This window comes from Pseudomonas sp. GW821-FHT02C04, from assembly GCF_059421845.1.
In genome coordinates, this window is sequence record NZ_JBWKVT010000006.1 from 1 (window position 1) to 23,818 (window position 23,818).

The following is a 23,818-nucleotide window of genomic DNA, read 5'->3' on the forward strand; positions in this document are numbered from 1 at the left end:
GTTCGACAACCGCCCGGACAACCGCATCCTTGCCTTCAAAGACCTGCGCTTCAGCTACGACACTTGGGGCAACCTCAGCGAAAAAACCAGCGCGGGCGGCACGGTGCAACGGTTCCACTACGACTGTGAAAACCGCCTCATCCATGCCCTGACCTGGCAAGGCACCACCCTGAGCAGCGAGGCCCGCTACCAGTACGACGCCGTCGGCCGACGCATCGGCAAGCAGGTCACCCAGAACGAGCAAACCCAACACACCCGCTTCCTCTGGCAAGGCCTGCGCCTGCTCCAGGAACAACACGCCGAGCGCCGCAGCCTCTACATTTACGAACCCGGCAGCTACGCCCCCCTGGCTCGCGTCGACAGCAACCCCGAACACCCCGAACAGGATGTCCGGCACTACTACTTCCATACCGACCAGATCGGCACCCCCCAAGAAATGACCGACGCCAACGGCCACGTGGTGTGGCGCGCGTACTACAAGGCGTGGGGCGGTTTGGAAGCGTTATCACCGAACCTGGTGGAACAGAGCCTGCGTTTTCAGGGGCAATACCATGACCGCGAAACCGGGCTGTACTACAACACATTCCGATACTACGATCCTGCGGTAGGGAGGTTCACTACTCAGGACCCGATTGGGTTGATGGGGGGGGGATAACCTTTATCGGTACGCACCGAATGCGATGGGGTGGGTTGATCCGTAGGGGTTGAGTTGTAGTTCTGATGCATCAAAACTTGCCAGAAACCTAGGTGGCGCACCAGGCGCCAAGCACAATGCTCACCATATTGTCATGTCTAACTCAAAAGACGTTCGCACGCGCTGGCTAAGACGGCGAATGAAAAAATTCGGGGTCGGCATTAATGACGAAGCAAATGGCATCTGGCTACCAAACAAGGCTATTAATCGGCTCCCAGGCTCCCAGGCTCCCAGGCAACTGCACATGCGGGCGAAGGTGTACATGGTATTGCTTATAAACAGCACGTCTGGAACACCCTGAAGGGTTCAAAAACAAAAGTTGAATCTGAAACAGGGCTAGCCAAACTTCAGGACTAACTTAAAAACGGAAAAACCTTCGCCACCGTGAGATAAGGAATCAAAATGAAGAACACTTTACAGTTGCTATTTGAAGAAAACAAAAATAAATATCCAGTTTTTTAGAATGGGTGAAGCAAGAGTCAATATCAACCCAATGGGGCACTGGAGTAATGCCGGCCTATGACTTACTTCCATACAACGCAGAGCTGCTCGGTCACAAAGCAGGAAAAATGCTGAAAAAGGAGTCAGAACCGGGAAACAACAAACAGCGTTACTACCTAGACAAGGATGGAAAAATAATCAGCGAAACAGAATACGCAGAATACAACTCAAGAGATGGACACTGGCTCGTCTACAAGCGATTCTTCATTTACGAAGCAGATCACGCAATTGAATTTACCTTTAACAGCGCTCGAGAGAATGACACAGAAGCCAACCTGAATTTTGTGAGGTGGGCTAAGCTCGCAAACAACACAATAACGAATTCATATTTCTTGAACCGCCGCGGCGAGTACACTGAACTAGACTACCACTACCAAAACAACAAAATCACCTCAATAAACCAAAGATCATGGGTGACAGAAGAAGTCATCGCAAGCCGAACATATCAATTAGACCATACCAGCGACGGAGTGATTATCACCGAGATCCTGTCGGACGGAAGCACCTATAAAATCTTTCCAAAAAAATAACTCTGGACCACTGCGGCCTATCCGAAATGTTGCGTTTGTAGTAGCTAAACATTTCGGCAGCCCCTTATTAGTGCGACTCATACCTACAGGAGTCTTGACTTCGACACTCAAGGCTAAGGCAACGGAAAATAGCCACCCAGAACGAGCAAACCCAACACACCCGCTTCCTCTGGCAAGGCCTGCGTCTGCTCCAGGAACAACGCGCCGGGCGCCGCAAGCTCTACATTTACGAACCCGACAGCTACGCCCCACTGGCTCGCATCGATAGCAACCCCGAACACCCTTAACAGGAGGCCGCCACTACTACTTCCACACAGACCAGATCGCCCCCCCCAGAAATGACCGGCTTCGCAGGAGAATGAACAGATTGGGAATAGATATAAACTCAGCGAACAATGGGGTATTTCTGCCTTCAAGCAGCAAGGTAAGGCAAGCGGTTGGAACTAGTATGCCAGCGCATTCCAGAATCCATACAGAAACGTACAAGCGAAATATCTTTAATCGCTTGAAAGGTATTACTGACAAAGCTGGCTTTGAAAACGAATTAAGCAAGATCACCTCAGAGATCTCGAGTGGACGCTTTGGTTTTTAACAACAGGGATGACAGAGCATAAGCAAACTTCATTGGCTTAATGAGCAATTTCACGAAATACAATCAAACCCTGAAATCTTTCTGAACGACTATTTGATTAGCGCCACGACACGCACGGCGCGAATTACAACAAGCAAAGGAGCCCTATACAACTTAAGGCCATTTGAAATCCAGAGATCTGGCTTTAAACTAGGCAAAGAGCTTAAATCACTACCCAAAAACATAAAAAACACCTACATATACCATTTCGACAAAGAAGACAGAATTATATTAACCGAGATCTATGGACAATCAGAAAAAATCATAAACAGAGAATTCTACTTTTACAACACAAACGAACTCAAAAGCGTCTACTTCAGTTCCGGAGCCAGCATAAGAAACATAATGCTCAGCTCACTTGATGCCGAAAGAATTGTACGGGATATTAATTATGGAAAATACGGCGAGGGCACTTACAACTACTCATATGAAGGCGATCGATTTATATCGATCACAGTCAAACAAAAAGAGCACAACCAAGAAGATTACACCAACCATCAAATTTTATTCGAATATCTAGATGGACAGATGATAAAAATCATTAATATATTCCCAAATGGATATCAAGAACAACGATATCCATAACGATGATGAGTGTTGGTATTTACATACGCATCCCTACACAATTCCTCAGAGAAGGAATTCCGATCACAAATCGGCCGCTTTCAAGATTTGCAAAACGTGTCGCGACATCTGAGCTACCAAAATGGGATGGTCTGGAGAATGCCAGCGGCGCCGGCCCAAGCATCCGCGCAACGGCTCGTCACGCCAACTGCTCCACCACCACCGCTCTGAGGATCAGGGACTTGGCTTTTTTCTCAACTTGAGGAAACCCTGGAGCCGCTAGCCCAAGACGCAAACAAAAAAAACCCGCCTGAGCACTGCCCGGCGGGGCTTCTTTTTTGGCCTGCTATCACCCTGCTGTCACGAAAAAAATCATGTCAGGAGAATGACTTGTAAGGCCCGAATTATATGGTGTCCCAGGGCAGGTTCGAACTGCCAACCTTCCCCTTAGGAGGGCTATCCAAACCCCAGCAAACAACGGTAAAACCCCTTGTTTATTGGGTTTTTCGTCCGGTTGTGTCCGTGAAAACGACGCCGTATAGTTCTTTTTGCACCCACCATGCACCCATGGGAACAAATTGAAAGAGAAGCTCACCGCCAAGCTGCTGGCGTCCCTGCAGATAACCGGCCAGGAATATGAGGTCCACGATACCACCGTCGGCGGTCTGTTCGTGCGCGTCACTGCCGCCGGCGCCAAGTCCTATGTAGTGACCTGGGCCAGAGGCCGCAAGAAGACATTGGGTCGCATTGGCATACTGACGTTGGAGCAAGCGCGAGCGGAGGCTACTCAATATCTCGCAGAGGCAAGAACCCTGGGGGAACCGCTAGCCGTTACCCAAGGACGTAAAGGCGCTACCCTCCCCTCCTTACGCGAGTTCATCGATGACATATACATGCCTTGGTTCAAGACGCACCACAAAGGGCATGAGAAAACCCTGCACACGCTCGACCACAACTTCGAAGCAATCATGCCCCAGCGTCTCAATGCGATCACTGGCCGCGACCTGGACCAGATCCGTACGGGATGGATGCAGTCAGGCAATAAGCCGTCGACGGTCAACAGGAAAATGGGCTCGATCAGCGGCGTATTCAGCAGAGCCGTTGAATGGGAGTACATCGATGCCCACCCGATGGACAGGCTCAAAGCCTTAAAGGTCGACTCGATGGGACTGGTCCGCTACTTAGATGCTGAAGAGACCAAACGACTTCGGGAAGCACTCGACGCCCGCCAAGACGAAGCGAGGACGGAGCGCGAGAGTGCGAACAAGTGGCGAGCGGATCGCGGTAAGGAACCGATGCCAAGCCTGCTTGAAGTCCGATTTACGGACCACTTGAAGCCTATGGTGCTGGTGTCCCTGAACACAGGCATGAGACGCGGCGAGCTGTTCGACTTGAAATGGTCCGCAGTGAACTTCCAAACGAAGACGATCACCGCCGCCGGCGCCACCACCAAAACAAGCGACACACGACACATCCCGATGAACAAGGAAACGGTGCGCGTGCTGGAAGACTGGAAGAAGATGGCCGGCAAATCTCGATATGTGTTCCCGAGTCAGGAAGGCGGACGTCTGGAGGACGTTAAAAGCGCCTGGCTCAAGCTGCTAGAGCGAGCCAATATCGAAGGGTTCCGCTGGCACGATATGCGTCACGATTTCGCGTCACGCCTAGTGATGGCCGGCGTACCACTCAACACGGTACGGGATCTGCTGGGGCACGCCGATATAAAGATGACACTGAGGTATGCCCACTTGGCGCCTGGGACGAAAGCCGCAGCAGTAGAGCTGATTTAGAAGGGAATCAACTCTTTATCCGTGATAGGAACGATGGTCGGGCTAGATTTGTGCAGACTCACATGATCTAAGAGTTTGTCCCAGTTGTCTGTTACGAGAAACATTACCAGCCTATCCGGCTCCGTGGAGAAAGTCATATCCGGATAGTGCTGCCAAAAGTAAGCACTAGCCTTAATTGTCTCCCAGATACGAAGCTCATCGTACGTGAGCGCCTCTGGCATGTAGAGCGCAAGGTTAACCAAACGCACAGACTCATCGGTCGACCAGACTTTATCAATCACGCTGGAGAGACTATTCCCATCGAAGTCCCCGTGGGCTTGGCTCATCGCCTGAGCGATCGCCCACTCGATAACGGCCGTCAGTGATCGCTTCTGCACTCTTCCCATTATGTCGAGAGCGAATTTTATCTTCGGATCAATTCTGATACCGACGCTAACGGTTGTACTCGTCTCACCAGCCCGCTTACTTGTCTTCGTCGCCATACCAATCCATCTGCTCTCTGAAGGTCAATTTAACTGACGTGATGGGCACAGCTTGCTCGACCTGCAAACCACTGTCAATCCGTGCGAATACGTGCACGTTTAGCATTTGCTTGCATTGCTAGAATTATGCATTGTAACCTAGCAACATCTGGCCCCCCTTTGGGTGTCGGAATTTAGGGAGATATCCATGGAACAAGGTCAACAACAGATGGCACCGTTATCGGTGAGCGTCGAAGAGTCTGCCCGTATTTTGGGCATATCGCGTTCGGCCACCTACGAGCTGATTGCTCAGGGCGAAATCAAAACATTTAAGATCGGCCGGCGACGATTGGCCTTGGCATCGGAACTGAAAGCATTCATTGAGCGCGCCGCAAAGGCCGGCTCACGATGAATTGCGAAGAGAATAAGGAGCGAGGAATGCGCAGGACCGCGCTGAAGGATGCTAAGGCGGTGTTCGAGCACCGCCTTAGCAAAAACACACTGGATAGCACCAACGTGAAGGGCAAACTATGACACGCCATTCTTCAACCGAGCAAGACCGCAAGATGATCGAGGCGCTTAGAAACGGCCCGGTTTCCTCCGTCGAGGCAGCTCAAACGCTCGACATCGTTCAGCCGCCGAGCACTATTCGTCGCCTAAGAAAAAAGGGGCACGAAATCCGCACCTACTGGACGCACCAGTCGACCGAGCCGGGTCGACCGCCGCACCGGGTTGCCAAATACATTTTGATGCGCGAAGCCTCGTAAACCATTGACTAGCCGGCGCCTCCATATAGGAGGCGCTTGCGCCTGCCTGCGAGCCATTGAATGGCATCTTCAAGAACAGTCCGAACCAAGAAAGCTAAAACGCCTCCTTTTGCGATGCTGTTTCTTGCCATGGGCCAGTCTGCCAATTACAGGGCTATGGGGCCCTGGTCTCGGTGCGTCCTCAATGAACTCATGATGCAGTACCGCGGCAACAACAACGGCGATCTATCGGCGACACGGACAATGGCAAAGGAGTGGGGCATTGCCTCTGACAATACCCTTCGGAAGGCTCTGGCAGAACTCGAGGCCGGCGGCTGGATCATCCAGACCAGGAGTAGTATTTTTTCTCGCCATGGCGCGCGTTGCGCGCTCTACGCACTGAGCTGGTTTGCCATCGACGAATGTCCTGGCAAAGATCTTGAAATAGGTCCAACCCGCGCACCTCCACGAACAATCCGCAGCCTCGCAATTTCGAATTCTTCCAGCGCAGAAAATGCGCACATACCGGCGCAATAAATGCGCACGTAGAACGATCCGTTTGTACGGCTCTGTCCGGTTGTATTTGTGACCTCTGTCTACGTGCGCAAAAAGTGCGCCGTAATTACCCGTTTACGTGCGCAGAAAGTGCGCACCCTTATAGATATCTACCATGCTGTCTGAGCTTTTAGTGCAGACCAGAAAGGATCAGAATGAATAGAAATCAGATGCGTGCGGCCATGACTGACAACCTCGTCTTGCCAGTGTCGGTGATGGATAGTGAGCAGTGGAGAGGTATGCCGCTTGTGTCGAGAGTGGTCCTGTGGGATCTGATGCCTCAAGCGTGCAGTGCCCGGCCGAGAGAGATCCTTCCATCCAGAGCCGTCACCTTTTCTGAACAATTGAAGTGTCGCAGGGCTCTGATCGACCTGATTGAGCGCGGCCTGACTGTCCGAACCATGACCAGGCCGGATCGTTACGCGCTCAACTTTCCGCCCTACTCGGAATACCCGCATTCCAGCCGGCGATGAAAAGGCACCACCCCGTTGCAGGGTAGTGCCTTCGATACTACGAAAGTTTCGTAGTTGCTCAGTCGAGCTCCGCGGGGGTGAATGGCTGAGCACCATCACGCAGCGCACAAAGCCCGACCATCGCCGCCAGGGCTACGCGCTCGATAAATCCGAGTTCAAGATTGGTGGTACGGCCGCCCATCCCGACAAGGGCAAACCGGATGGCGTTGAACGCTTCAGTTTCGTCATGGTTCGCCAGGTCTCGCACCTCGCACTCGAAGAAGTCGATACCCTTCTGCCAATCGGCCGCCACGCCAGGATTGTTCCTTGGCCAGTTGATCAACCGCCCCTCGACATCTCGCATAGTGAAACTCAGACCGTCCCGAGATTTGATGGCGGCGCTCATTGGACCACCTCCGCCGCGTCGAGCGCCTTCTGCATCTGCTCAACTTCGCTGTCGACGTAGTTCGCCCAGTCGTAGCCAAGGAAACTCCCGAGGCTGGCCAGCTCTTCGATGTCGTGCGACTTGCCGTGCTTCAAATCCTTCGCGATGGCGTTGAACAACACGCGCATATTGCTGATGCGTTCGTGTGTGGCACGAAGTAGCTCAAGAGCTTCGTCGGCGACGCGATCGTTGGCCTGGCTCATTGCACACCTCCAGCGATGATCCCGCTGAACGGGGCGATACAAGGCACCACCTTCACGCTGGCGGCGCCGAGCATTTTCAGCGAGGCCAAATCAGTGAGCTTGATGCTGGCCGGCAAATTCATCGAGCCTATGACTTCCCCACGCGCATCGAGGATTTGGATGGTATTCTGTTCAAATTGCATGACGTGTCCCTTTAAGTTACGTCGTGTGATCGCCAGGCCGCTGTTGACGCAGCGGCTTGGCACCTTTTCTGTGATGGCTCAAAACTGAGCCATCGATTCAATCGGCAAAATATTCCGCCGGTTATTGCTTACCCTTCTCGCTGATCCAACCTGCTGCCCAGCTCAGAGGGTCTTTCGACTCCATCGGCTTGAGTGGCTTGCCGTCTCGGGCTGCCTGCCTGCCCTCCTCCTCTGTTTCACCGTGAATCCATACGGTTGTTTGCCTAAAACCAGCTTCGCGCTGACGCTCTTTGTAGATCCTCTGGCGATCGGCCGCAGATAGCGGGCCTTTCGATTCCTCCTTCTTCACAACAACCTCCGTTAGCAGTCACGATAGACCAATAATGGATCATCGTTAGCAGTCACGCAAGAGGAAGGGTGCAAAAAATTACACCCCGGAGATGCACGGACTTTTACTCACATCTGGATTAGACATCTGAAAGTGGGAATTCCCGCTTTGCCGTTATCTGGCGCCGGCGCTTGCGCGAGAAGGTCGTAAAGCAGAGGTTTACTCCATTGGTGGAAACCTCGATACCCCACCGCTGGTGTAACACCCAGACTTCCACCATCGGTGGGAGTTACAGGCGCATCTGCCGAATCACATGGCGGGGATCGGCGCCGGGGGGAATTTTTCGCGCCGTACTAAAACGCAGAGCAACACGACTGAAGGAGGTCTCGACTCATCCCCAAGCGATAGATATCTTGAGCGAACACACCATGGATCGTTCAAGGAAAGAGAAATGCAGAAAAGGCACCAGGTATTTATCAGCTCGACCTACACAGACCTGAAAGAGGAGCGAGCCCTGGTCACGCAGACTCTCATGCAAATGGACTGCATACCTGCCGGCATGGAGCTTTTTCCTGCTACAGATGAAGAACAATTTGAGTTCATCAAAAAAGTTATCGATGACTGCGATTACTACCTGCTAATTATTGGTGGCCGCTATGGATCTACCACTGAAGAAGGGATTAGCTACACAGAGAAAGAGTATGAATATGCGGTAGAGCAAAGCATCCCTGTTCTAGCACTACTTCATCAAAGTCCAAGTTCAATCCCTATGGAAAAATCTGAAATATCTTCAGAGATGCGAGAACAACTCAACAACTTCAGAACACGCGTCTCAACTGGTCGGCTAGTTAAGTACTGGATCAACGGAAGTGATTTACCAGGGCAAGTGGCAATCAGCATAGCACAAGCCATATCACGTTTCCCAAGGGTCGGTTGGATTCGGGGCAACAACGTAGCAAGTGAGGATTTACTCCGCGAAATAAACGATCTAAGAAAAGAAAACCAAGCTCTAAAGAAAAAGTACGAGCTTCAGAAAAACATTCCTGCAATCGAAGAGTTGAGCCCCGCAGCTCTAGACTCCAGAATCACTTTGCATGGTACATATTTAGCAAACATGACAAGACTGGGGTGGAGCGCAAATACAAACTGGAGGGAAATATTTTATTTAATTTCGCCGTATCTCACGGTCAGCACTCCCGAAATCTCCGTTAAAGAACACTTACGAAGCGGCATCGTTTCCAAGTATCAAATCAACACATACAAAAACATACTGAACGACCAAGACTTCCAAACCGTATCAGTACAAATGCAGATACTTGGATTAATCACAATTAACGCCGAGAATGAACACTCACGAGAAAAACTTTGGAAACTCACCCCAAGCGGAGAAGCTTTAATGTATAGGCTTCGAGTTGTTCAAGACTGATTAAAAATTCGCGCTCTTCACTGGCGCCTATGTTTAATAATTAATCGACCAAGGCTTATATTTATAGTTCTCTCGTGATGCATTGTGGAGGTGTGAGCAGAATTGCGCGCACCTCACCTATGCATTTAACCTTTAATACATTTACCCCTTTAAAATTCTAAACGGTGCAAAGTGTCAGACTCAAAAAATACAGGGCAGGATTTTGAGAGCTACGTTCAGTACGTATACAGCACGTTACTCAATCTACGCGGAGAAAAAACACAAGTATCTCGACGCACCACATTCCAATTGGCCACCGGCGATAGCTATGAAGTTGATGTGTATTATGAGTTCTCCAAAGTAGGCGTGCGTCACAGAGTAGCGATCGAATGCAAAGATTGGAAACGGCCGGTTGATCAGGGAAAAATTCTCGAATTTCATCAGAAGATCAAAAACATCGGACATGATGTTGTTGGCGTAGTGGTTTCTAGATCTGGTTACCAGGCAGGTGTCGAGAAGGTAGCGGCCAGACATAATATCTCATTACTTACAGGTGACGACCTGCCATCCCTCCCACATCTTGTTCGCATTCAAATTAAAAGTTCAGCACTGCATGAGCCAGATTTAATTGGAGAGCCTTTCTGGGTTATTGCTGAAACGGGTGATACTGCAGAAAATCTCAGTACGGGAAGTTATTACGCCCCTCGTATAGAAGGTGAGCCTACAATCCCGTTTTTCATCTCAAAAAAACATGCAGAGACATATCTCAAACACGTAGCAGATCGGGAAAACTGGGCAGTTTTCGGAATGCCTCAATATAAACTGAAGGCATTGCTCAGACTCGCTAAGCTGGGAGGTGTGAAATTCGCCATCGTTCAAGGACGGCCCGAATCGAACGGATGTATTTCTCTAAGAGATACACCGCTAGAGGAGCTTGAGACAGACTTTATCATTTGACCAAGCACTCGGCAGCACGCGGAGACGTCGGGAAATAGGTCCGCTTTGAGTGCTTTTACCCGAGTAAAATCGCCTCTACCCCTTGTTTTTTTCGGGAAAATCTCGCGATAGAGGCGTATCTGGTCTCAGTGAAACAGCCGCTCCCTAATCTGAAGTTGCACGAAGATAGCAGGCACCGATCGCGTCCTTACCCTGGGCTCGCGCCGCTGCGACAATGCGCACCAGTGTCCGATTGCAGTCAGCCTCGGAAACTTTCTGCTCCGTCATGACCGGTTGGCCGCCGATGAACATTACGAAAATCCAATGGGTGATCATATGCGTTGGGACTAGTTATCGGTGTAGGGAACGTTGAGCCTCCGGAACTGAATAGCTCTGTTCATTGGGGATGTAAAAAATCGGGTACATCATGAGGTTGTTGATTCAGGATAAGGGTGACAAAACCTTCCTGCATTGCAGTATTCAAAGCAGTCGAGAAACACGCTACATTTGAGGTGATCTGCTCCCTGCGAAGCAGGCTTCGCCAGTGGAGTCTATCGTTATTAGGAGATTCCCAATTCAGAAGCTGCACTAAAGCCTTATGTGCAAACTGGATGCCCTCATTACCCGCTAAGAACCTCAGATAGATGTGGGTATCTGTATGCTCTTCCTGCTCCTCCAAGTCCCAAGCCGCCAGTAGCGACTGGATTTCTCGGTCCAAGTCTTTTCGCCGGTTACCGTCGCGATCTGTGAAGTCAACCTCGTCAACTGTCATCTCCCACTGCTGCGTGCATCCAGTTTCGGTCTCCTTTACATCGACAAGCCTATCTTTGCGAAAGCGTAAGTTTACCCCCACCCCCTCGCCGATCGAGTAAGCAACATCGCCGGCTAATACACCTAGAAGGTTTTGCTTCATTGCCGTTTCTAAAGCGATATTGAAGTTCCTGTTCGCCTTCTTCATATGCCGTACTTCAAATAGCATCCAGACGCTATGAAATTTCCAAGCAACCAGTAAAGGCATCCCCACCAGGCTCGCATAGTTCTGTAACCGCTCCAGGTAGTCCGGAGTGAAAGAAAGGACGTTTTTCTTGTTCGATTTCACCTCAATGAGCAAAGGAGTCGAGTTGGTCTGGGTTGTGAATCGAGCGAGCAGATCAGGCACTTGGTATTTTTGCACTGAGGAAACAGGAACCTGCTGTTGGTCAAGCTTGTGTATTAGCTCGCATTTTCCTAGCCACGCACAAACTACTGAAAATTCGTCTTCCAGAGGTAAGCCGATATCGAGCCGACGCACCCTTTCAGCAATAGCATTGGCATCGGCGTCCCAATTCAGCTCAGCTAACACATCTTGAATCAGCCTGGCTCCATCCACGGGCATTGCCATTTTATCCTCCACTTGCACCGCCTCCTGCCTATTCACTGCGAATTATGAAGATCGTCGTCGGTAGCTTGGCAGCAATCCAAGGACCAATAGGCCGCGTCCTGACAGCAGGATAGAGCAGGCGCATTTATTGATCCTAGTTCACATTTGAGCCATTCATAGCGATTAGGGACTCCCTCACTTTGCCCCCCAGTCGCATCACGGATGGTTTTACGAGCAAATCGTAAAAGCCCTCCATAGCCAGGTATTTCACCAGTGGTGGAGCACGCAGATTGAGGCTAGGTTTCCACTGAAGGTGTAAACCTACCCGTGCCTGATAAGAAGCCAGCTATCAGTACGCGACACGTTTTCATATCCAACAAAACGTGTCGCGACACCTGCCATACCGGAATGGGAAGTCAGGTTCAGCCCCCAATGGGGGTTGGATCGCTCAACGTCCCCCAGTGGGGAGTTTTCCTCAAATTGAGGAAATTAAAAGACCTCGGGTAATCCCCCAACCTGCGCCGCCGGATGAATGACTGGGCTGAAACCTCAGCCGTGTATCACTTTGCCTATCTCCGACTTATTGCAACAAAAATCCCCCCTTCTCGCCCGGCAAAACCAACTATTTCAGTCCCGTTTAATCCAGTTGTGTGTAGCACCTTGGGTGCACCCTAAAAACACTGGATATAAGATCAGATCATGCCTAATGTGGGTTTGAAGCCAACTCAAATCTAATCGAGGCCATCCCATGAACACAGCCAAGACCGCTCGAGGTCGACAACACAAACCGACTCGCCCAGAGGTGGCCGCCGCGTGGGGTCGCCTGCGCGACGCTGCCAGCGAAGGAAGCATCCAGGCATCCGCCCTCCTCATCGCGCTTGCGGAAAACAAACCGGTCATTGCCATGGAATCGCCCGCCGCATGACTGAACGCGACAAGAGCGGGAAATGGAAGCCCGGGCAGTCAGGTAATCCAGGTGGCCGCTCCGGGCAAACACAGGAGCTCCGCGCTCGACTAGCCGAGGGTGCTGACGCAGTTACCAAGAAGGTGCTCGCCGCTGCCAAGAAAGGCGATATGCAGGCCTGCCGATTAATCCTTGAGCGCCTTGTCCCGCCGATCAAACCGACTTCTGAGCCGGTGCAATTCGAACTCGACGACACGGACCTTCCGAGCGCAGCCAAATCAATCATGCGTGCCGTTGCCGGCGGACAACTCGCACCCGACCAGGGCAAGTCGCTCATCGAAGGCTTGGGCGCCGTCGCCCGGGTAATCGAGGTCGCCGAGCTACAGAAAGCCGTTGAAGAGCTCCGTACGCAAATGGAGGGAATGCAGCAATGAGCATCAAGTCATTGAAAGCAGAACTGCAAAGAATCGCCCAGAAGATCGGCGCCGCAGATGAAACGGTGGTGCTGATTGTGCTTGCGGTGATCCGAGCAAATACCAGGGAGATCCAAGCGGAAGAGGACTTTCCAAAAACCGCTGGGCACCAGGTCGACTATCGAATTCAGGGGCAAAACGTATCGCTTTTCTTCCCCTTCGCAGAAATGGATAGCGACCAAGGTGAGCAAATGGCGAAAGCCATCATTCTCCACACTCGGCAGACAGAACGGGCCGGCCGGACACCTCAAGTCGGCGTGCTCAATATGCGCGCAGTGCCCGAGGAAGGGGCTTGGGTCGTTACGTGGCCTCCTGAAGGTATCTCGGTTGAGCAGCACGCTGCAGAGCAATACAAGCGGATCGTGGAGGCGCGCATTGAACATCCGTAACCAAATCGCTCGCCTGAAGCAGACCGCCGGAGATTCCCAATTTAGCAACGACGTGCGGCAGATCAGCCAGCTGATGGACGAGTTGAGCGCCGAAGTCGTCGGCGGTGCCGCCGCCAGTGGGGAAGCCTCTCTTCTCGAAATTTTCAACGCCTCTACGTCCTCCGACCGCCCTACCCCTATCCCAAACAATCCAAAGGTAACGCAATGAAAATCGGCAAACGTTCAGTTCTCAAGGTCGGCCTGGCCAACCTTCACTATTCCGAATACGAGCACTCTCGTATTGAGGCTCATACATTCTCTATCCAGCGTCCGGACGGGACCAAAGGTGTATGGCAAGCCGGTGGTTTGATGAAGTCCGCTCGCCAGCTTCAAACACTAGCGCTGGAGACCTTCAAAGACTTCGGCGAAGAGATCGTCTCGATCCGGGAAAACAAAGATTTCAACTCGTCTGCGATCGAGCGTCTGAGCAAAGAGAAAATCGCAGGTGTGACAGACACCCTCCTTCCCGCAATGCAGTCAGTCGCGAAGGATATGCTCACCCTGGCCGAAACCGTCACCCAAGGCTTCTCTCCTGTCACTCCGCGCGCGAGTAGCGATATCGCAGGCTTTCTCGCAGACCAAGAACTGAGAGCCCTTGTGCGAGGCCTCAGTCCGGAAGAGCGCCGCAACCTCATGTCCGAAGCGCGCCAGGGTGGTCACCCCGATATCGTCGAAGCAGTGCTAAGAGCAAATCCGATGCTCTCTGGCCTCAACTCTGAAGCAGCAGCGAGCCTTTCCCGGGCGGGCATTGCCGCCTCTCGCGCAGATGACATTGACGCGCTCCGTCAAATGCTGGCCGTCTACGACGATGTGCTCGCCACCACTTCGCAGGTCGGCGTGTCACTTAGCGGCATGATTGCCAACTCCGCAGGCTATGCCGGCCGATTCGAAAAATGGCGATCCGGTTGTGAGGGCTCCGAAGCTTTGCGCGCCTGGCTGGACAAGATCCCGGCCCGAGGAAAACCTAAAGCAGCAGCGGAAGAATCCGAAGCCGCGTAAGCGGTCCGGCGTGCGGTCGTCACAGTTCGGCCGCCAACTAGGAGCAACTACCTTGACCACCTACCAACAGCGCTTCGCCGAGGCGTGCAAGACAACTTGCTTTGCTTCCTACCCACTCAAACAAGGTCCTGACTCCGGCTACGTAGTGTGGGATGTCCAGCACGTCCGCGACGGCCAGAAGGTGACCATTGACGGGCCGTTCTTCACTGAGGACGAAGCTCGGGTGTCGGCCGATCTGCTGAGCGGCACCTTCCGGGGAGCCAGGGCGTACCAGGGTATTTACGACCGGATCTGGAACTACGACCCGCGACACGAGCAGGTGACCGTCGACCAAGCGCGTATGTCGCGCTCGCTGCTCGCCATCCGACTAGGTGTTGAAGTACCCAACAACAGCGCTCAGGGCGCCAAGGAGTAAACCATGGCTATGGCCACCAACTACGGCACCAAAACGCGAATCCTGCTAGGTGGATCGGCCGGGAAGCTTTTCGGGCGTGAACACATTTACGAACTCTCCACCGGCGACACGCGGGAAGCTGTGAAAGCGATCGACGTCAATCACCCTGGGTTTGCGAAGTACCTCGCAGATGCCAAACGGAAAGGTCTCGAATTCGCAGTGTTCCGGAACCGCAAGAACATCGGCGAGCGCGAGCTGAAGATGGGTGGCGCTCAGGAGATCCGGATCGTCCCGGTAATCGCTGGGAGCAAGCGTGCAGGTCTGTTTCAAACTGTACTTGGAGTGGTTCTGATCGCCATGAGCTCAGTAACGAACGGCGCGACCTTAGCACCAGGGATCGCACTCGCAGCCGGCGGAGTCATCCAGATGCTGAGCCCTCAAGCTACTGGCCTGAAGCAAAGCACCTCCCCTGAGAACGCTCCGTCCTATGCATTCGGTAGCGCCAAGAACACCACAGCCAGCGGCAACCCGGTCCCGATCTGCATCGGTGAACGCCGGTGGGGTGGAATCATCATCTCTGCCTCGATTCATGCAGAAGACAAAACATAGGTGTTCAGCATTTGACTTCTCTCAAATGAAACCTACCGTCAACCTACGGAATACGGACGAACGGCAGAAAATACTGTACATATAACCAGTGACGAAGATCTATCATTACGACTTAGCGCATTTTCAAATGCACGGAAATCCCACAGCTCAAGGATCGCTGAATGCTAGGTTTTTTGATGAAATTTGCACTTGTCGCGACCACTATTGCGCCGATTGGCTTGACGCTGGCTTTCTTAGTTTACAAAGTACAACAAGATTGCCTGAAAGCACTACTAATCGCCGCGGTCTCGCTAGTTCTTTGCGGTATCTGTTTAGAGATCATAGTTGCTAGCTCAAAACGGCTTAATCGAACCACAATAACAGTGAGTTCTACCAAGCCAGCAGACAAAGAAATCTCAGGATACTTCGTCGCATACATGCTACCGATTCTTGGCGGTGGATCTTACTTCGTAGACGCCGCCACATTTTCTTTTTTCGCAGCAACATTTTTTATTTTCATCTGGGTTTCAAAAGCTTCCTATGCAAACCCCATACTCGCGCTATGCGGTTACAAATTTTTTGAAATTCAATTGAGCAACGGCGCAAATCTATTATTGATCACGAGATCAAAAATACACGTTCCCTCCGAAGTAACTCACGTGCGATATGTAACCTCTCATACAGTTCTTGATGCGAGCAAGGAGCAATGAAATGGATTTATTCGTACTACTTCAAACCACGCCGAGAATTTTACGCGTTATAACGACCGCACCTTTGCAAAACGATCTAGAAACTGAGGTTCGCCGCCAAATCAACTTCTTCACGGAAGACAAGGAAGAAATTGATTTTGACGCACGTTACAGACCACTCGATGACGAGTTACTTATCATTCGAAACTTCGATGACATTGACGGGGTCTTATCAGCCGTACGCAGCCCCCAAGACGTAGGCATTTGGGAACCAACAGAGGAAGGGCTGTCAACGGTAAAGGCGCTTTTTGCGGGCGTGACCATAGATGGAAAAACTACTGTTATGTTACAGGCGTTCGATAAACGACAAGCTATTACCGCAGGCAGGTTTTCTTTATTCTACGATCAAAATACATTTCGTCGCTTGACCGGCGTAGGTATGACACTAGACAACAAACCTACTGCTGTTTTAAGTCAAAATAGCGCTGCCACCGACCCAGCCGAGTTGCGTTTTGTTAGTCTTCACAACGTACGTAGGCTCTTTGACATGGATGCTTACTACCACGAAAGCACCCAGGAGGAGGTTAACAACTTCTTTAATGCGGAAAAATTTCACGGATTCAATGAGGAATGGCTTAATGCCAACCTAGACAATTGGATTCGCAAAAAAGTAACTTTCATAAATCAAGAGGGAATTCTTGAGCGCTGCACGCCTATTGACATTAGAACCGCTGCAGCGGGCTTCGGAATAACTGTAGATATAGAAGAGTTTGGGGAACAGCACAAACTTACGTTTCCTGAAGACAAGCGGAGGCTAAAGGAACTCCTCCGTTTCTTAGATGAAGATATCTACCAATCTCCAATTTCTGGAAATAGATTCAAAACAAATTCAAAAACAAAAATTCAGGTTGTAGCTTAAGGTTTGAGCTGTGAAGGGGCGGTTACCACCGCCTTTTCCGCTGGTCCGTCCTTTTGAGTATGCCTGAGCTGATACGCGCAAATTCACGCTTATTTGCGCTTTCAGCTTGATAAGTGACACTCATAGTGCAACAGTATTAGTGGAACACCTTTACTGATACGGACAGCACATTATGTTCATCCGCGCATACCTCCGAGCATCGACCGAAGAGCAGGACGCCGGCCGCGCCCGGGCATCGCTCGATCACTTCGCCACCGACCACAACAAAGTGATCGCGAGCGTGTACCTGGAGAACGCCAGCGGCGCCTCGACAGACCGGCCCGAGCTGCTGCGCCTGCTCAAAGACGCGCGCAAGGGTGACGTCTTGCTGGTGGAGTCGATAGACCGCCTCTCGCGCCTTCCTGTTGAGGATTGGCAGAAGCTCAAGGCCGCGATCGACTCCAAAGGCTTGCGCATCGTTGCGCTCGATCTGCCAACAAGCCACCAAGGGATGCAGGACGCCAAGGGCGACGAATTCACCGGCAGGATGCTGGGCGCAATCAATTCGATGCTGGTGGAGATGATGGCGGCGATCGCGCGCAAGGATTACGAGCAGCGTCGCGAGCGACAGGCCCAGGGCATCGAGAAGGCTAAAGCAGCTGGTAAATATCAGGGCCGGCCAGTTGACGAAGACCTACACAAGCGCGTTAAGGAGCTATTGAACGCCGGGCTTGGGATTAGAGCAACGGCGAGACACGCGGACTGTTCCACAACGACTGTCCTACGGATCAAAAGCATGTCCCTCTCTCAAAGTACTACTACCTAGGCCAAGGTACTTTCGGTTCAATATGTGGACGAGGATTCATTTCAGAATCGGGTCCGTCTTCATAGGAGGGGGGTCGGACAAGACGATCAGACGAACGAGGAACAATGGGAACGTCGGGGTTGGAAGCAGCTCCAGATCCAGTTCCAGTATCAGCACCAGGAACAATCTCTTCCTTTTCGGTGCTTCGATAGTAGTGCACACCATCTGCTTCATCACTGTGGTCGTGAGGACCAGGTTCAGATGAGCAGTGAGCGGTTCCTCCCCTTCTTTTCAACAGTGTCGGCGCTCGTCTTTCGTCTCTGACTATCCAAACCTGAACATATGGAGGCGTAGTGTCCATATCCATCAAGAAGCCCTCGGAACGTAAAAGGATTCTGTTGGCAACTCCAATAAAACTGCTGAAAAACAAGCATTTTTTAGCCTTTCATTCTCCGTTCGCTCGGGGGAATTACCTACCAAATAGCGTTGTTTTTCCTTGATTCTATTGAATCTTGCTTGATGCGCCTTGGTGAATTCTCGAGCTTGGTTGATATCGATACGGAGGCTCTTCAAGTCGTAGAAAAGCATCCGATATCCGGAATACAGCTCCTCATAAGCTCTAATTTTTTTTGTCAGCTGAAGAAATGGCTTGATAACCGAGATGACCGCCGACAAACAAATCAGGTATTTCCAGAGCTGCGCCCCAACCCCATCGCCCCAAATTGGTAAAGAGGCAACAGCAGAAGACGTAGCCGTAACGGCAATTAGGATTTCGCAGGAGGTATTAATAAGCTCGAAGCGTTCGAGCCTACACCCATAATACTTCTCATTTAGGCGAGCCGACCGGAGCAAGTCATACACATCCCAAACAGGATGTTCTTCGCGCGCACCCATTCCTTTGCCTCTCCTTAAGAAGCTGGAGAAAGTATAGCGCCGGGTGGCGGGGTCGCCAGTCACTTGCACCCACCGTGCACCCACACTGGTAACAAGATAGAAGAGAAAATGACTGGGGCCGTTGAAAAATATGGTGTCCCAGGGCAGGTTCGAACTGCCAACCTTCCCCTTAGGAGGGGGATGCTCTATCCAATTGAGCTACTGAGACACAGGACTGTCGGTGCAACAGACGGCGTGCATGTTAACGGCCAGGCCCTGATTTGTCATGTCGTCCGCAGGGCTTTTTAAGTGTAGGCAGGCGCCCTGCAATGCAGTCGGACGTTTTATCGTGCAATTTGCATCCATCCAATAAACAATCATTGCAGAATGCAATCCACGTCATGCTAAAAACCCTGCTAAATGCTTGTTTTTAAAGGACTTGGCAGCGGTTAGACTAGTGGCACGACGGCTGCTTCAGTGATTCTCACAAAAGAACAACTGGAGTCCCGCCTCATGAACCGCGTTCTCTTGCTCGCCAACGCAATCGCCCTGATGGTCCTGGTGGGGTTTCAATTCGTTCCCCAGCACACTGAGGCAGTGGCCCAGCGCATGCCTCACTACCTTCAAGTACAAAAGGCGCCGCAATGGGCGGTGCTGAGCGATCAGCGCGGCGTTGTTGCGCAAGATGTCAGCGAGTCAGATCAGGCACAGACGACACCGATGTCCGAACGCCTGGTGTTTTGAATCATTTTCGGAGTACAGCATGTCCAAATCCGCCCTGGGGTTGTTGATCCTCGCTTTCTTGAGCGGTGTTCTGCATTTCTCGCTCTTCGAAGAGACGGAAATATCTTTGCCCCTGATTGGCTGCGGCGTTTTCGCTGTGCTGTTTACGCTGGCCCTGGTTGCCGGGCGCAAGATCAAGTTTGATCCGGTACTGCGTTGAGCCTGATTAGATCCAACAGGTGACCAACGGCATCGGCCAGGTCGCCCGAGTTGTCGATCAAATGCACCGTCAGGTCAGTTGAACGCCTTTCCTTGAACAGTGCATTGCGGGCAAGCCTCGCATCGATCTGCTCAAGCGTCTCCCGACCACGCCGGAGCAGGCGCTCACGCAACACATCATCGCGAACTGTCAGCAACACTGGCAGCAGTGTCGGGTAGCCTTCCAGCGCTTGTCGAAGGTTCGCCCGAGAGCCGTTGACCAGCACATGCTTCCCGGCTTTCAACCATTGGTCCATTTCCACCGGAATTCCGTAGGAGAGGCCGTTGGCTTGCCACGCGAGAGAAAAATCACCGGCACGCTGACGCCGTTCGAACTCTTGCGGCGTCACACCGATCGCATCCTCGCCCACCGATTCAGCCGAACGCGTGATCACCCGACGCATCACTTCGCAGTTCAATGCACGCAAGGGGGCACGAGCGGCCTCGATCAGACTGTCCTTGCCGGAACCGGATGGCCCCATGAGATAAATCAGCGTGCCATCCATCCTGAAAACGCCCTCCGGCGGGCATTTGCCCCTAGTAAATCGGCCATTTGCCACTATCCTGTACAAGGTAAGGAACAAGGATTCTAGCCGCATAGCATGCACGGTCTGACGTCTTCGGGCATCTGTTCGTGCGCTTCAGGACGCGGTCAGCGATACGGGCCGACGCATTCTTTTCAAACCAGTCCGCATTTCTGATAATTGGTGCTGGCATTACGCCTTTACCCGGATCAATATTTGTCACAGAATTGACGCCAATGATCTGGCAATTTTGAGGCATGATGCGAGCCTCTTAACAATTCAGGTTGAACCATTTGGCGCGGATGCTTGTCCTACGACTCATCCTGCGGCCAATCCCGAGAACCGCTCCCCTGAACTAACCGGTTAAATATATGCGCCCATTGAAACAGGCAATTTATTCCAGCCGTACGGCTGACAAGTTCGTCGTACGTCTGCCAGACGGAATGCGTGAACGCATTGCCGAGGTGGCTCGCAATCATCATCGCAGCATGAACTCCGAGATCATTGCGCGCCTTGAGCAGAGTCTTATTCAGGAAGGTGCACTGGGCGAAGAGCTGAGCATGCGCCTCGACAGCCCGGAGCTTTCGCTGCACGAACGCGAGTTGTTGCAACGCTTCCGTCAACTCTCCCATCGCCAGCAGAACGCGCTGGTTTCTCTGATCGCCCACGACGCCGAAATGGCCGCAGACGCATCCTGAGTCAAACCGAACATCTCAAGCCAGCATGAATGCTGGCTTTTTTTTGCCCGCCATTCTGGCTTTTCAAGGACGAAAAAAAGCCCGCCAATCGGCGGGCTGTTTCGATACGGACAATCAGAGCAGGAATATCGTCGCCAACCCCAGGAAGATGAAGAAGCCACCACTGTCGGTCATGGCCGTGATCATCACGCTGGCGCCCATCGCCGGATCGCGGCCCATCTTGGCCAGGGTCATCGGGATCAACACCCCCATCAACGCTGCCAGCAGCAGGTTCAACGTCATGGCGGCGGTCATCACCACGCCCAGCGACCAACTGCCATAGAGCAAGTAAGCCACCACACCGATCACACCACCCCAGACCAGGCCGTTGATCAAGGCTACGGCGAGCTCCTTGCGCATCAGTCGCGACGTGTTGCCGGTGCTGACCTGATCGAGCGCCATGGCGCGAACGATCATGGTGATCGTCTGGTTGCCGGAGTTGCCGCCAATGCCCGCCACAATCGGCATCAGGGCCGCCAACGCCACCAGCTTCTCGATCGAACCTTCAAACAGACCGATCACCCGCGACGCGACGAATGCCGTGATCAGGTTGATCGCCAGCCACGCCCAACGGTTGCGCAGGGATTTCCAGACCGAAGCGAAAATGTCTTCCTCTTCACGCAGACCCGCCATGTTGAGGACTTCGCTTTCGCTCTCCTCACGAATCAGGTCGACCATTTCGTCGATGGTCAGACGGCCGATCAGCTTGCCGTTCTTGTCGACCACCGGGGCCGAGATCAAGTCGTACCGTTCGAACGCCTGAGCAGCGTCGTAGGCGTCTTCGTCCGGGTGAAAACTCACCGGATCGCTGGCCATTACTTCGGAAACCTGTTTCTCCGGATCATTGACCAGCAAACGCTTGATCGGCAGCACGCCCTTGAGCACGCCGTCGTAATCGACCACGAACAGTTTGTCGGTATGACCCGGCAGCTCTTTGAGGCGGCGCAGGTAACGCAGAACCACTTCGAGACTGACATCCTCACGGATAGTCACCATCTCGAAGTCCATCAGCGCACCGACCTGCTCCTCGTCATAGGAAAGGGCCGAACGCACACGCTCGCGTTGTTGCTGGTCCAGGGTCTCCATCAGCTCATGGACGACGTCTCGCGGCAGCTCGGAGGCCAGGTCAGCAAGTTCGTCGGCATCCATGTCCTTGGCGGCAGCCAGGAGCTCGTGATCGTCCATGTCGGCGATCAGCGTTTCACGGACGGAGTCGGATACTTCGAGAAGAATGTCGCCGTCGCGATCAGCCTTGACCAACTGCCAGAGCGTCAGACGATCGTCCAGCGGCAGTGCTTCAAGAATGTAGGCAACGTCAGCGGAGTGCAGATCATCGAGTTTGCGTTGCAGCTCGACGAGATTCTGCCGGTGGACCAGGTTCTCGACCCGGTCATGATGTGCGCCTTCCTGGCGATGAGTCAGGTCTTCGACGACCCGTTGGCGCTGCAGCAGCTCAACGACCTGAGCCAGGCGATCCTGCAGGCTTTCCTGTGTTTTCTTTACTTCGATTTCGGACATAGGCGAACTCCACTCCCAGCAGCGGGGCACGCCGGAAGGATCAATCAGTCAATTCATGATTGGTAAAACGGGGTACTGAGTAACTACTGGGTAAGTCCATGGAGGTTTTCCACAAGCCCCGGCGGGGCTGACGGGCGCAATGATACACCGCCTGACGGTTTTAAACGTTAAAAATCTAGGCTGAAACAAGCGCTTGCGAGACAAACCTGAGCGCTGTCCTGACTCTTCAGACTGCGACGACTCATCCTGAAAAGAAAACACACCAGCGGTGAAAAAACTGCCGGCTACGCTTGAGGAGGAACGTCATGGAGGACGCCGAATGCCATCGAAAACATCCCGACTCATGCTGACCACCCTGCTCTGCCTCCCAGCCATAGGGAACGCAACGACACTTCATCGCTGTGAAGCCCCTGACGGCAGTCTCACCTTCACGACACTGAGCTGCGCGAACGATGAACATCTTTCACTTCAGGAGGTACGCCCCTACTCGCCTGGCTCGACGGTGGCACTGATGCCCGAAGCCCGGCACGAAGAAATATCCGGTATGAATATCAGAAAACGGGAAATGGCCGTCGTCGGGCGCACTCAGGACAAATGCGGAGATCTGATCGACGCGCGACAGAAGCGCGAAGCAATCATCAATCAACGAATCATCGCCGGCATGAGCCAACAGGACGTTGAAAGCGCCCTGGGCAAACCCGACAAGGTGAGCATTCGCAATTCGGCAACGAGCTATCGTTACGACCTCAAGCGAGGTCGCAGTGCTCAAGTCGATTTTGATGAAAAAGGATGCGTGACGGGAAAAGCCAAATCCCGGACAGCAAAAAGCCCGCGTTAAACGCGGGCTTTCTGGTATATGGTGCACTCGACAGGATTCGAACCTGTGACCGCTCGGTTCGTAGCCGAGTACTCTATCCAGCTGAGCTACGAGTGCATTTTGTGTTTTTAGACCAGACCACAACTGGCTGAAGCCAAGTTACTTACATTGCTGCAACTAACTCTTAAATGGTGCACTCGACAGGATTCGAACCTGTGACCGCTCGGTTCGTAGCCGAGTACTCTATCCAGCTGAGCTACGAGTGCATTTTGTGTTTGTTAGACCAGATCACACCTGGCTGAAGCCAAGTTACTTACATTGCTGCAACTAACTCTTAAATGGTGCACTCGACAGGATTCGAACCTGTGACCGCTCGGTTCGTAGCCGAGTACTCTATCCAGCTGAGC

33 protein-coding genes and 3 tRNA genes are annotated in these 23,818 nt (G+C 52.4%); 24 read left to right on the forward strand and 12 right to left on the reverse strand.

All coding sequences use genetic code 11. The annotated features are described in order from the left end of the window. The 5 genes from AC07VV_RS20750 to AC07VV_RS20770 form a co-directional block, all read left to right on the forward strand. The coding region (locus tag AC07VV_RS20750) for an RHS repeat-associated core domain-containing protein (protein WP_495037339.1) at positions 1-655 on the forward strand (655 nt) is incomplete at its 5' end. Between the two features lie 49 nt (positions 656-704). Further along, positions 705-995, forward strand: a complete 291-nt coding sequence (locus AC07VV_RS20755) for an AHH domain-containing protein (protein ID WP_495037340.1) — start codon at positions 705-707, stop codon at positions 993-995. Between the two features lie 208 nt (positions 996-1,203). Continuing rightward, positions 1,204-1,725 carry a hypothetical protein gene (locus tag AC07VV_RS20760; RefSeq protein WP_495037341.1) on the forward strand — a complete coding sequence of 174 codons (522 nt, stop codon included), beginning with the start codon at positions 1,204-1,206 and terminating at the stop codon, positions 1,723-1,725. Positions 1,726-2,047: 322 nt separating this feature from the next. Continuing rightward, the gene (locus AC07VV_RS20765) at positions 2,048-2,317 is read left to right on the forward strand and encodes an AHH domain-containing protein (RefSeq protein ID WP_495037546.1); all 270 of its coding nucleotides are present in this window, start codon (positions 2,048-2,050) and stop codon (positions 2,315-2,317) included. 1,181 nt (positions 2,318-3,498) lie between these two features. Beyond that, a complete protein-coding gene (locus tag AC07VV_RS20770) occupies positions 3,499-4,710 on the forward strand; it encodes a site-specific integrase (RefSeq protein ID WP_495037342.1) in 1,212 nt (403 codons plus the stop codon). Here the strand turns inward: AC07VV_RS20770 and AC07VV_RS20775 are convergent. Further along, positions 4,707-5,192 (reverse strand): hypothetical protein, encoded by a 486-nt coding sequence (locus AC07VV_RS20775; RefSeq protein WP_083368182.1) that lies wholly within the window; start codon positions 5,190-5,192, stop codon positions 4,707-4,709. The two genes, AC07VV_RS20770 and AC07VV_RS20775, sit on opposite strands and share 4 nt — an antisense overlap. Positions 5,193-5,379: 187 nt before the next feature. On the opposite strand from AC07VV_RS20775, the gene AC07VV_RS20780 reads away from it, so the two are divergent. From AC07VV_RS20780 to AC07VV_RS20790, 3 genes are all read left to right on the forward strand, one after another. Beyond that, entirely contained in the window at positions 5,380-5,583 is a 204-nt protein-coding gene (locus AC07VV_RS20780; protein ID WP_083368181.1) for a helix-turn-helix domain-containing protein, read from the forward strand. A 118-nt stretch (positions 5,584-5,701) separates the two neighbouring features. Next, positions 5,702-5,938: a helix-turn-helix domain-containing protein gene (locus AC07VV_RS20785; RefSeq protein WP_102688154.1), complete on the forward strand. Its 237-nt coding sequence runs from the start codon at positions 5,702-5,704 to the stop codon at positions 5,936-5,938. Positions 5,939-5,998: 60 nt separating this feature from the next. After that, entirely contained in the window at positions 5,999-6,454 is a 456-nt protein-coding gene (locus AC07VV_RS20790; protein WP_229754996.1) for a helix-turn-helix domain-containing protein, read from the forward strand. Positions 6,455-7,003: 549 nt separating this feature from the next. Here AC07VV_RS20790 and AC07VV_RS20795 read toward each other — a convergent pair. The 4 genes from AC07VV_RS20795 to AC07VV_RS20810 all read right to left on the reverse strand — a co-directional run bounded on the left by AC07VV_RS20795 (position 7,004) and on the right by AC07VV_RS20810 (position 8,103). Next, positions 7,004-7,330: a hypothetical protein gene (locus AC07VV_RS20795; protein WP_495037343.1), complete on the reverse strand. Its 327-nt coding sequence runs from the start codon at positions 7,328-7,330 to the stop codon at positions 7,004-7,006. Further along, positions 7,327-7,572 (reverse strand): hypothetical protein, encoded by a 246-nt coding sequence (locus tag AC07VV_RS20800; protein ID WP_495037344.1) that lies wholly within the window; start codon positions 7,570-7,572, stop codon positions 7,327-7,329. The genes AC07VV_RS20795 and AC07VV_RS20800 overlap by 4 nt, the downstream gene beginning before the upstream one ends. After that, a complete protein-coding gene (locus tag AC07VV_RS20805) occupies positions 7,569-7,754 on the reverse strand; it encodes a hypothetical protein (RefSeq protein WP_495037345.1) in 186 nt (61 codons plus the stop codon). Before AC07VV_RS20805 ends, AC07VV_RS20800 begins: the two co-directional genes overlap by 4 nt. Before the next feature lie 121 nt (positions 7,755-7,875). Further along, entirely contained in the window at positions 7,876-8,103 is a 228-nt protein-coding gene (locus tag AC07VV_RS20810) for a hypothetical protein (protein WP_495037346.1), read from the reverse strand. A gap of 430 nt (positions 8,104-8,533) precedes the next feature. On the opposite strand from AC07VV_RS20810, the gene AC07VV_RS20815 reads away from it, so the two are divergent. Continuing rightward, positions 8,534-9,508: a DUF4062 domain-containing protein gene (locus tag AC07VV_RS20815; protein WP_495037347.1), complete on the forward strand. Its 975-nt coding sequence runs from the start codon at positions 8,534-8,536 to the stop codon at positions 9,506-9,508. Positions 9,509-9,679: 171 nt separating this feature from the next. Further along, on the forward strand, positions 9,680-10,444 hold the full coding sequence (locus AC07VV_RS20820) for a restriction endonuclease (protein ID WP_495037348.1): 765 nt from the start codon (positions 9,680-9,682) through the stop codon (positions 10,442-10,444). Between the two features lie 376 nt (positions 10,445-10,820). Here the strand turns inward: AC07VV_RS20820 and AC07VV_RS20825 are convergent, their stop codons facing one another. Then, a complete protein-coding gene (locus tag AC07VV_RS20825) occupies positions 10,821-11,804 on the reverse strand; it encodes a hypothetical protein (protein ID WP_495037349.1) in 984 nt (327 codons plus the stop codon). Between the two features lie 727 nt (positions 11,805-12,531). Between AC07VV_RS20825 and AC07VV_RS20830 the strand changes: the two genes are divergently transcribed. The 10 genes from AC07VV_RS20830 (at position 12,532) to AC07VV_RS20875 (ending at position 17,982) form a co-directional block, all read left to right on the forward strand. Further along, on the forward strand, positions 12,532-12,708 hold the full coding sequence (locus AC07VV_RS20830) for a hypothetical protein (protein ID WP_495037350.1): 177 nt from the start codon (positions 12,532-12,534) through the stop codon (positions 12,706-12,708). Further along, positions 12,705-13,121: a DUF5681 domain-containing protein gene (locus tag AC07VV_RS20835; RefSeq protein ID WP_085730375.1), complete on the forward strand. Its 417-nt coding sequence runs from the start codon at positions 12,705-12,707 to the stop codon at positions 13,119-13,121. Before AC07VV_RS20830 ends, AC07VV_RS20835 begins: the two co-directional genes overlap by 4 nt. Continuing rightward, positions 13,118-13,549 carry a hypothetical protein gene (locus AC07VV_RS20840; protein WP_495037351.1) on the forward strand — a complete coding sequence of 144 codons (432 nt, stop codon included), beginning with the start codon at positions 13,118-13,120 and terminating at the stop codon, positions 13,547-13,549. Before AC07VV_RS20835 ends, AC07VV_RS20840 begins: the two co-directional genes overlap by 4 nt. Further along, positions 13,536-13,757: a hypothetical protein gene (locus AC07VV_RS20845; RefSeq protein WP_495037352.1), complete on the forward strand. Its 222-nt coding sequence runs from the start codon at positions 13,536-13,538 to the stop codon at positions 13,755-13,757. Before AC07VV_RS20840 ends, AC07VV_RS20845 begins: the two co-directional genes overlap by 14 nt. Next, the gene (locus AC07VV_RS20850) at positions 13,754-14,587 is read left to right on the forward strand and encodes a hypothetical protein (RefSeq protein WP_495037353.1); all 834 of its coding nucleotides are present in this window, start codon (positions 13,754-13,756) and stop codon (positions 14,585-14,587) included. The genes AC07VV_RS20845 and AC07VV_RS20850 overlap by 4 nt, the downstream gene beginning before the upstream one ends. A 52-nt stretch (positions 14,588-14,639) precedes the next feature. After that, positions 14,640-15,002, forward strand: coding sequence for a hypothetical protein (locus tag AC07VV_RS20855; RefSeq protein WP_495037354.1), 363 nt, complete (start codon positions 14,640-14,642; stop codon positions 15,000-15,002). 3 nt (positions 15,003-15,005) lie between these two features. Further along, the gene (locus tag AC07VV_RS20860; RefSeq protein WP_495037355.1) at positions 15,006-15,590 is read left to right on the forward strand and encodes a tail assembly protein; all 585 of its coding nucleotides are present in this window, start codon (positions 15,006-15,008) and stop codon (positions 15,588-15,590) included. Positions 15,591-15,751: 161 nt separating this feature from the next. Further along, entirely contained in the window at positions 15,752-16,279 is a 528-nt protein-coding gene (locus tag AC07VV_RS20865) for a KwaA family protein (RefSeq protein ID WP_495037356.1), read from the forward strand. A 1-nt stretch (position 16,280) separates the two neighbouring features. Beyond that, a complete protein-coding gene (locus AC07VV_RS20870; RefSeq protein ID WP_495037357.1) occupies positions 16,281-17,177 on the forward strand; it encodes a hypothetical protein in 897 nt (298 codons plus the stop codon). Between the two features lie 172 nt (positions 17,178-17,349). Next, positions 17,350-17,982 (forward strand): recombinase family protein, encoded by a 633-nt coding sequence (locus AC07VV_RS20875; RefSeq protein ID WP_495037358.1) that lies wholly within the window; start codon positions 17,350-17,352, stop codon positions 17,980-17,982. Between the two features lie 345 nt (positions 17,983-18,327). Here AC07VV_RS20875 and AC07VV_RS20880 read toward each other — a convergent pair whose 3' ends face one another. Beyond that, complete coding sequence (locus AC07VV_RS20880; RefSeq protein ID WP_495037359.1) at positions 18,328-18,855, reverse strand: hypothetical protein; 528 nt, start codon at positions 18,853-18,855, stop codon at positions 18,328-18,330. A 131-nt stretch (positions 18,856-18,986) separates the two neighbouring features. Continuing rightward, positions 18,987-19,063 (reverse strand) — tRNA-Arg (locus AC07VV_RS20885). Positions 19,064-19,347: 284 nt separating this feature from the next. Here AC07VV_RS20885 and AC07VV_RS20890 point away from each other — a divergent pair. Further along, positions 19,348-19,578, forward strand: coding sequence for a hypothetical protein (locus AC07VV_RS20890; RefSeq protein ID WP_495037360.1), 231 nt, complete (start codon positions 19,348-19,350; stop codon positions 19,576-19,578). 19 nt (positions 19,579-19,597) lie between these two features. Continuing rightward, positions 19,598-19,777: a PA3371 family protein gene (locus AC07VV_RS20895; protein WP_096818082.1), complete on the forward strand. Its 180-nt coding sequence runs from the start codon at positions 19,598-19,600 to the stop codon at positions 19,775-19,777. On the opposite strand, the gene phnN is transcribed toward AC07VV_RS20895, so the two are convergent. Next, entirely contained in the window at positions 19,752-20,321 is a 570-nt protein-coding gene (phnN, locus tag AC07VV_RS20900; RefSeq protein ID WP_495037361.1) for a phosphonate metabolism protein/1,5-bisphosphokinase (PRPP-forming) PhnN, read from the reverse strand. The two genes, AC07VV_RS20895 and phnN, sit on opposite strands and share 26 nt — an antisense overlap. 389 nt (positions 20,322-20,710) lie before the next feature. Here phnN and AC07VV_RS20905 point away from each other — a divergent pair, with 389 nt between their 5' ends. Further along, positions 20,711-21,037, forward strand: a complete 327-nt coding sequence (locus AC07VV_RS20905) for an Arc family DNA-binding protein (RefSeq protein ID WP_003178899.1) — start codon at positions 20,711-20,713, stop codon at positions 21,035-21,037. 114 nt (positions 21,038-21,151) lie between these two features. Here the strand turns inward: AC07VV_RS20905 and mgtE are convergent, their stop codons facing one another. After that, positions 21,152-22,594 (reverse strand): magnesium transporter, encoded by a 1,443-nt coding sequence (gene mgtE, locus AC07VV_RS20910; protein ID WP_085730362.1) that lies wholly within the window; start codon positions 22,592-22,594, stop codon positions 21,152-21,154. Positions 22,595-22,913: 319 nt separating this feature from the next. On the opposite strand from mgtE, the gene AC07VV_RS20915 reads away from it, so the two are divergent. Continuing rightward, a complete protein-coding gene (locus AC07VV_RS20915; protein ID WP_495037362.1) occupies positions 22,914-23,432 on the forward strand; it encodes a cell envelope protein SmpA in 519 nt (172 codons plus the stop codon). Positions 23,433-23,451: 19 nt separating this feature from the next. Here the strand turns inward: AC07VV_RS20915 and AC07VV_RS20920 are convergent. Beyond that, positions 23,452-23,528: transfer RNA gene (locus AC07VV_RS20920), tRNA-Arg, on the reverse strand. A gap of 72 nt (positions 23,529-23,600) precedes the next feature. Next, positions 23,601-23,677 (reverse strand) — tRNA-Arg (locus tag AC07VV_RS20925). Positions 23,678-23,818 lie beyond the last annotated feature (141 nt).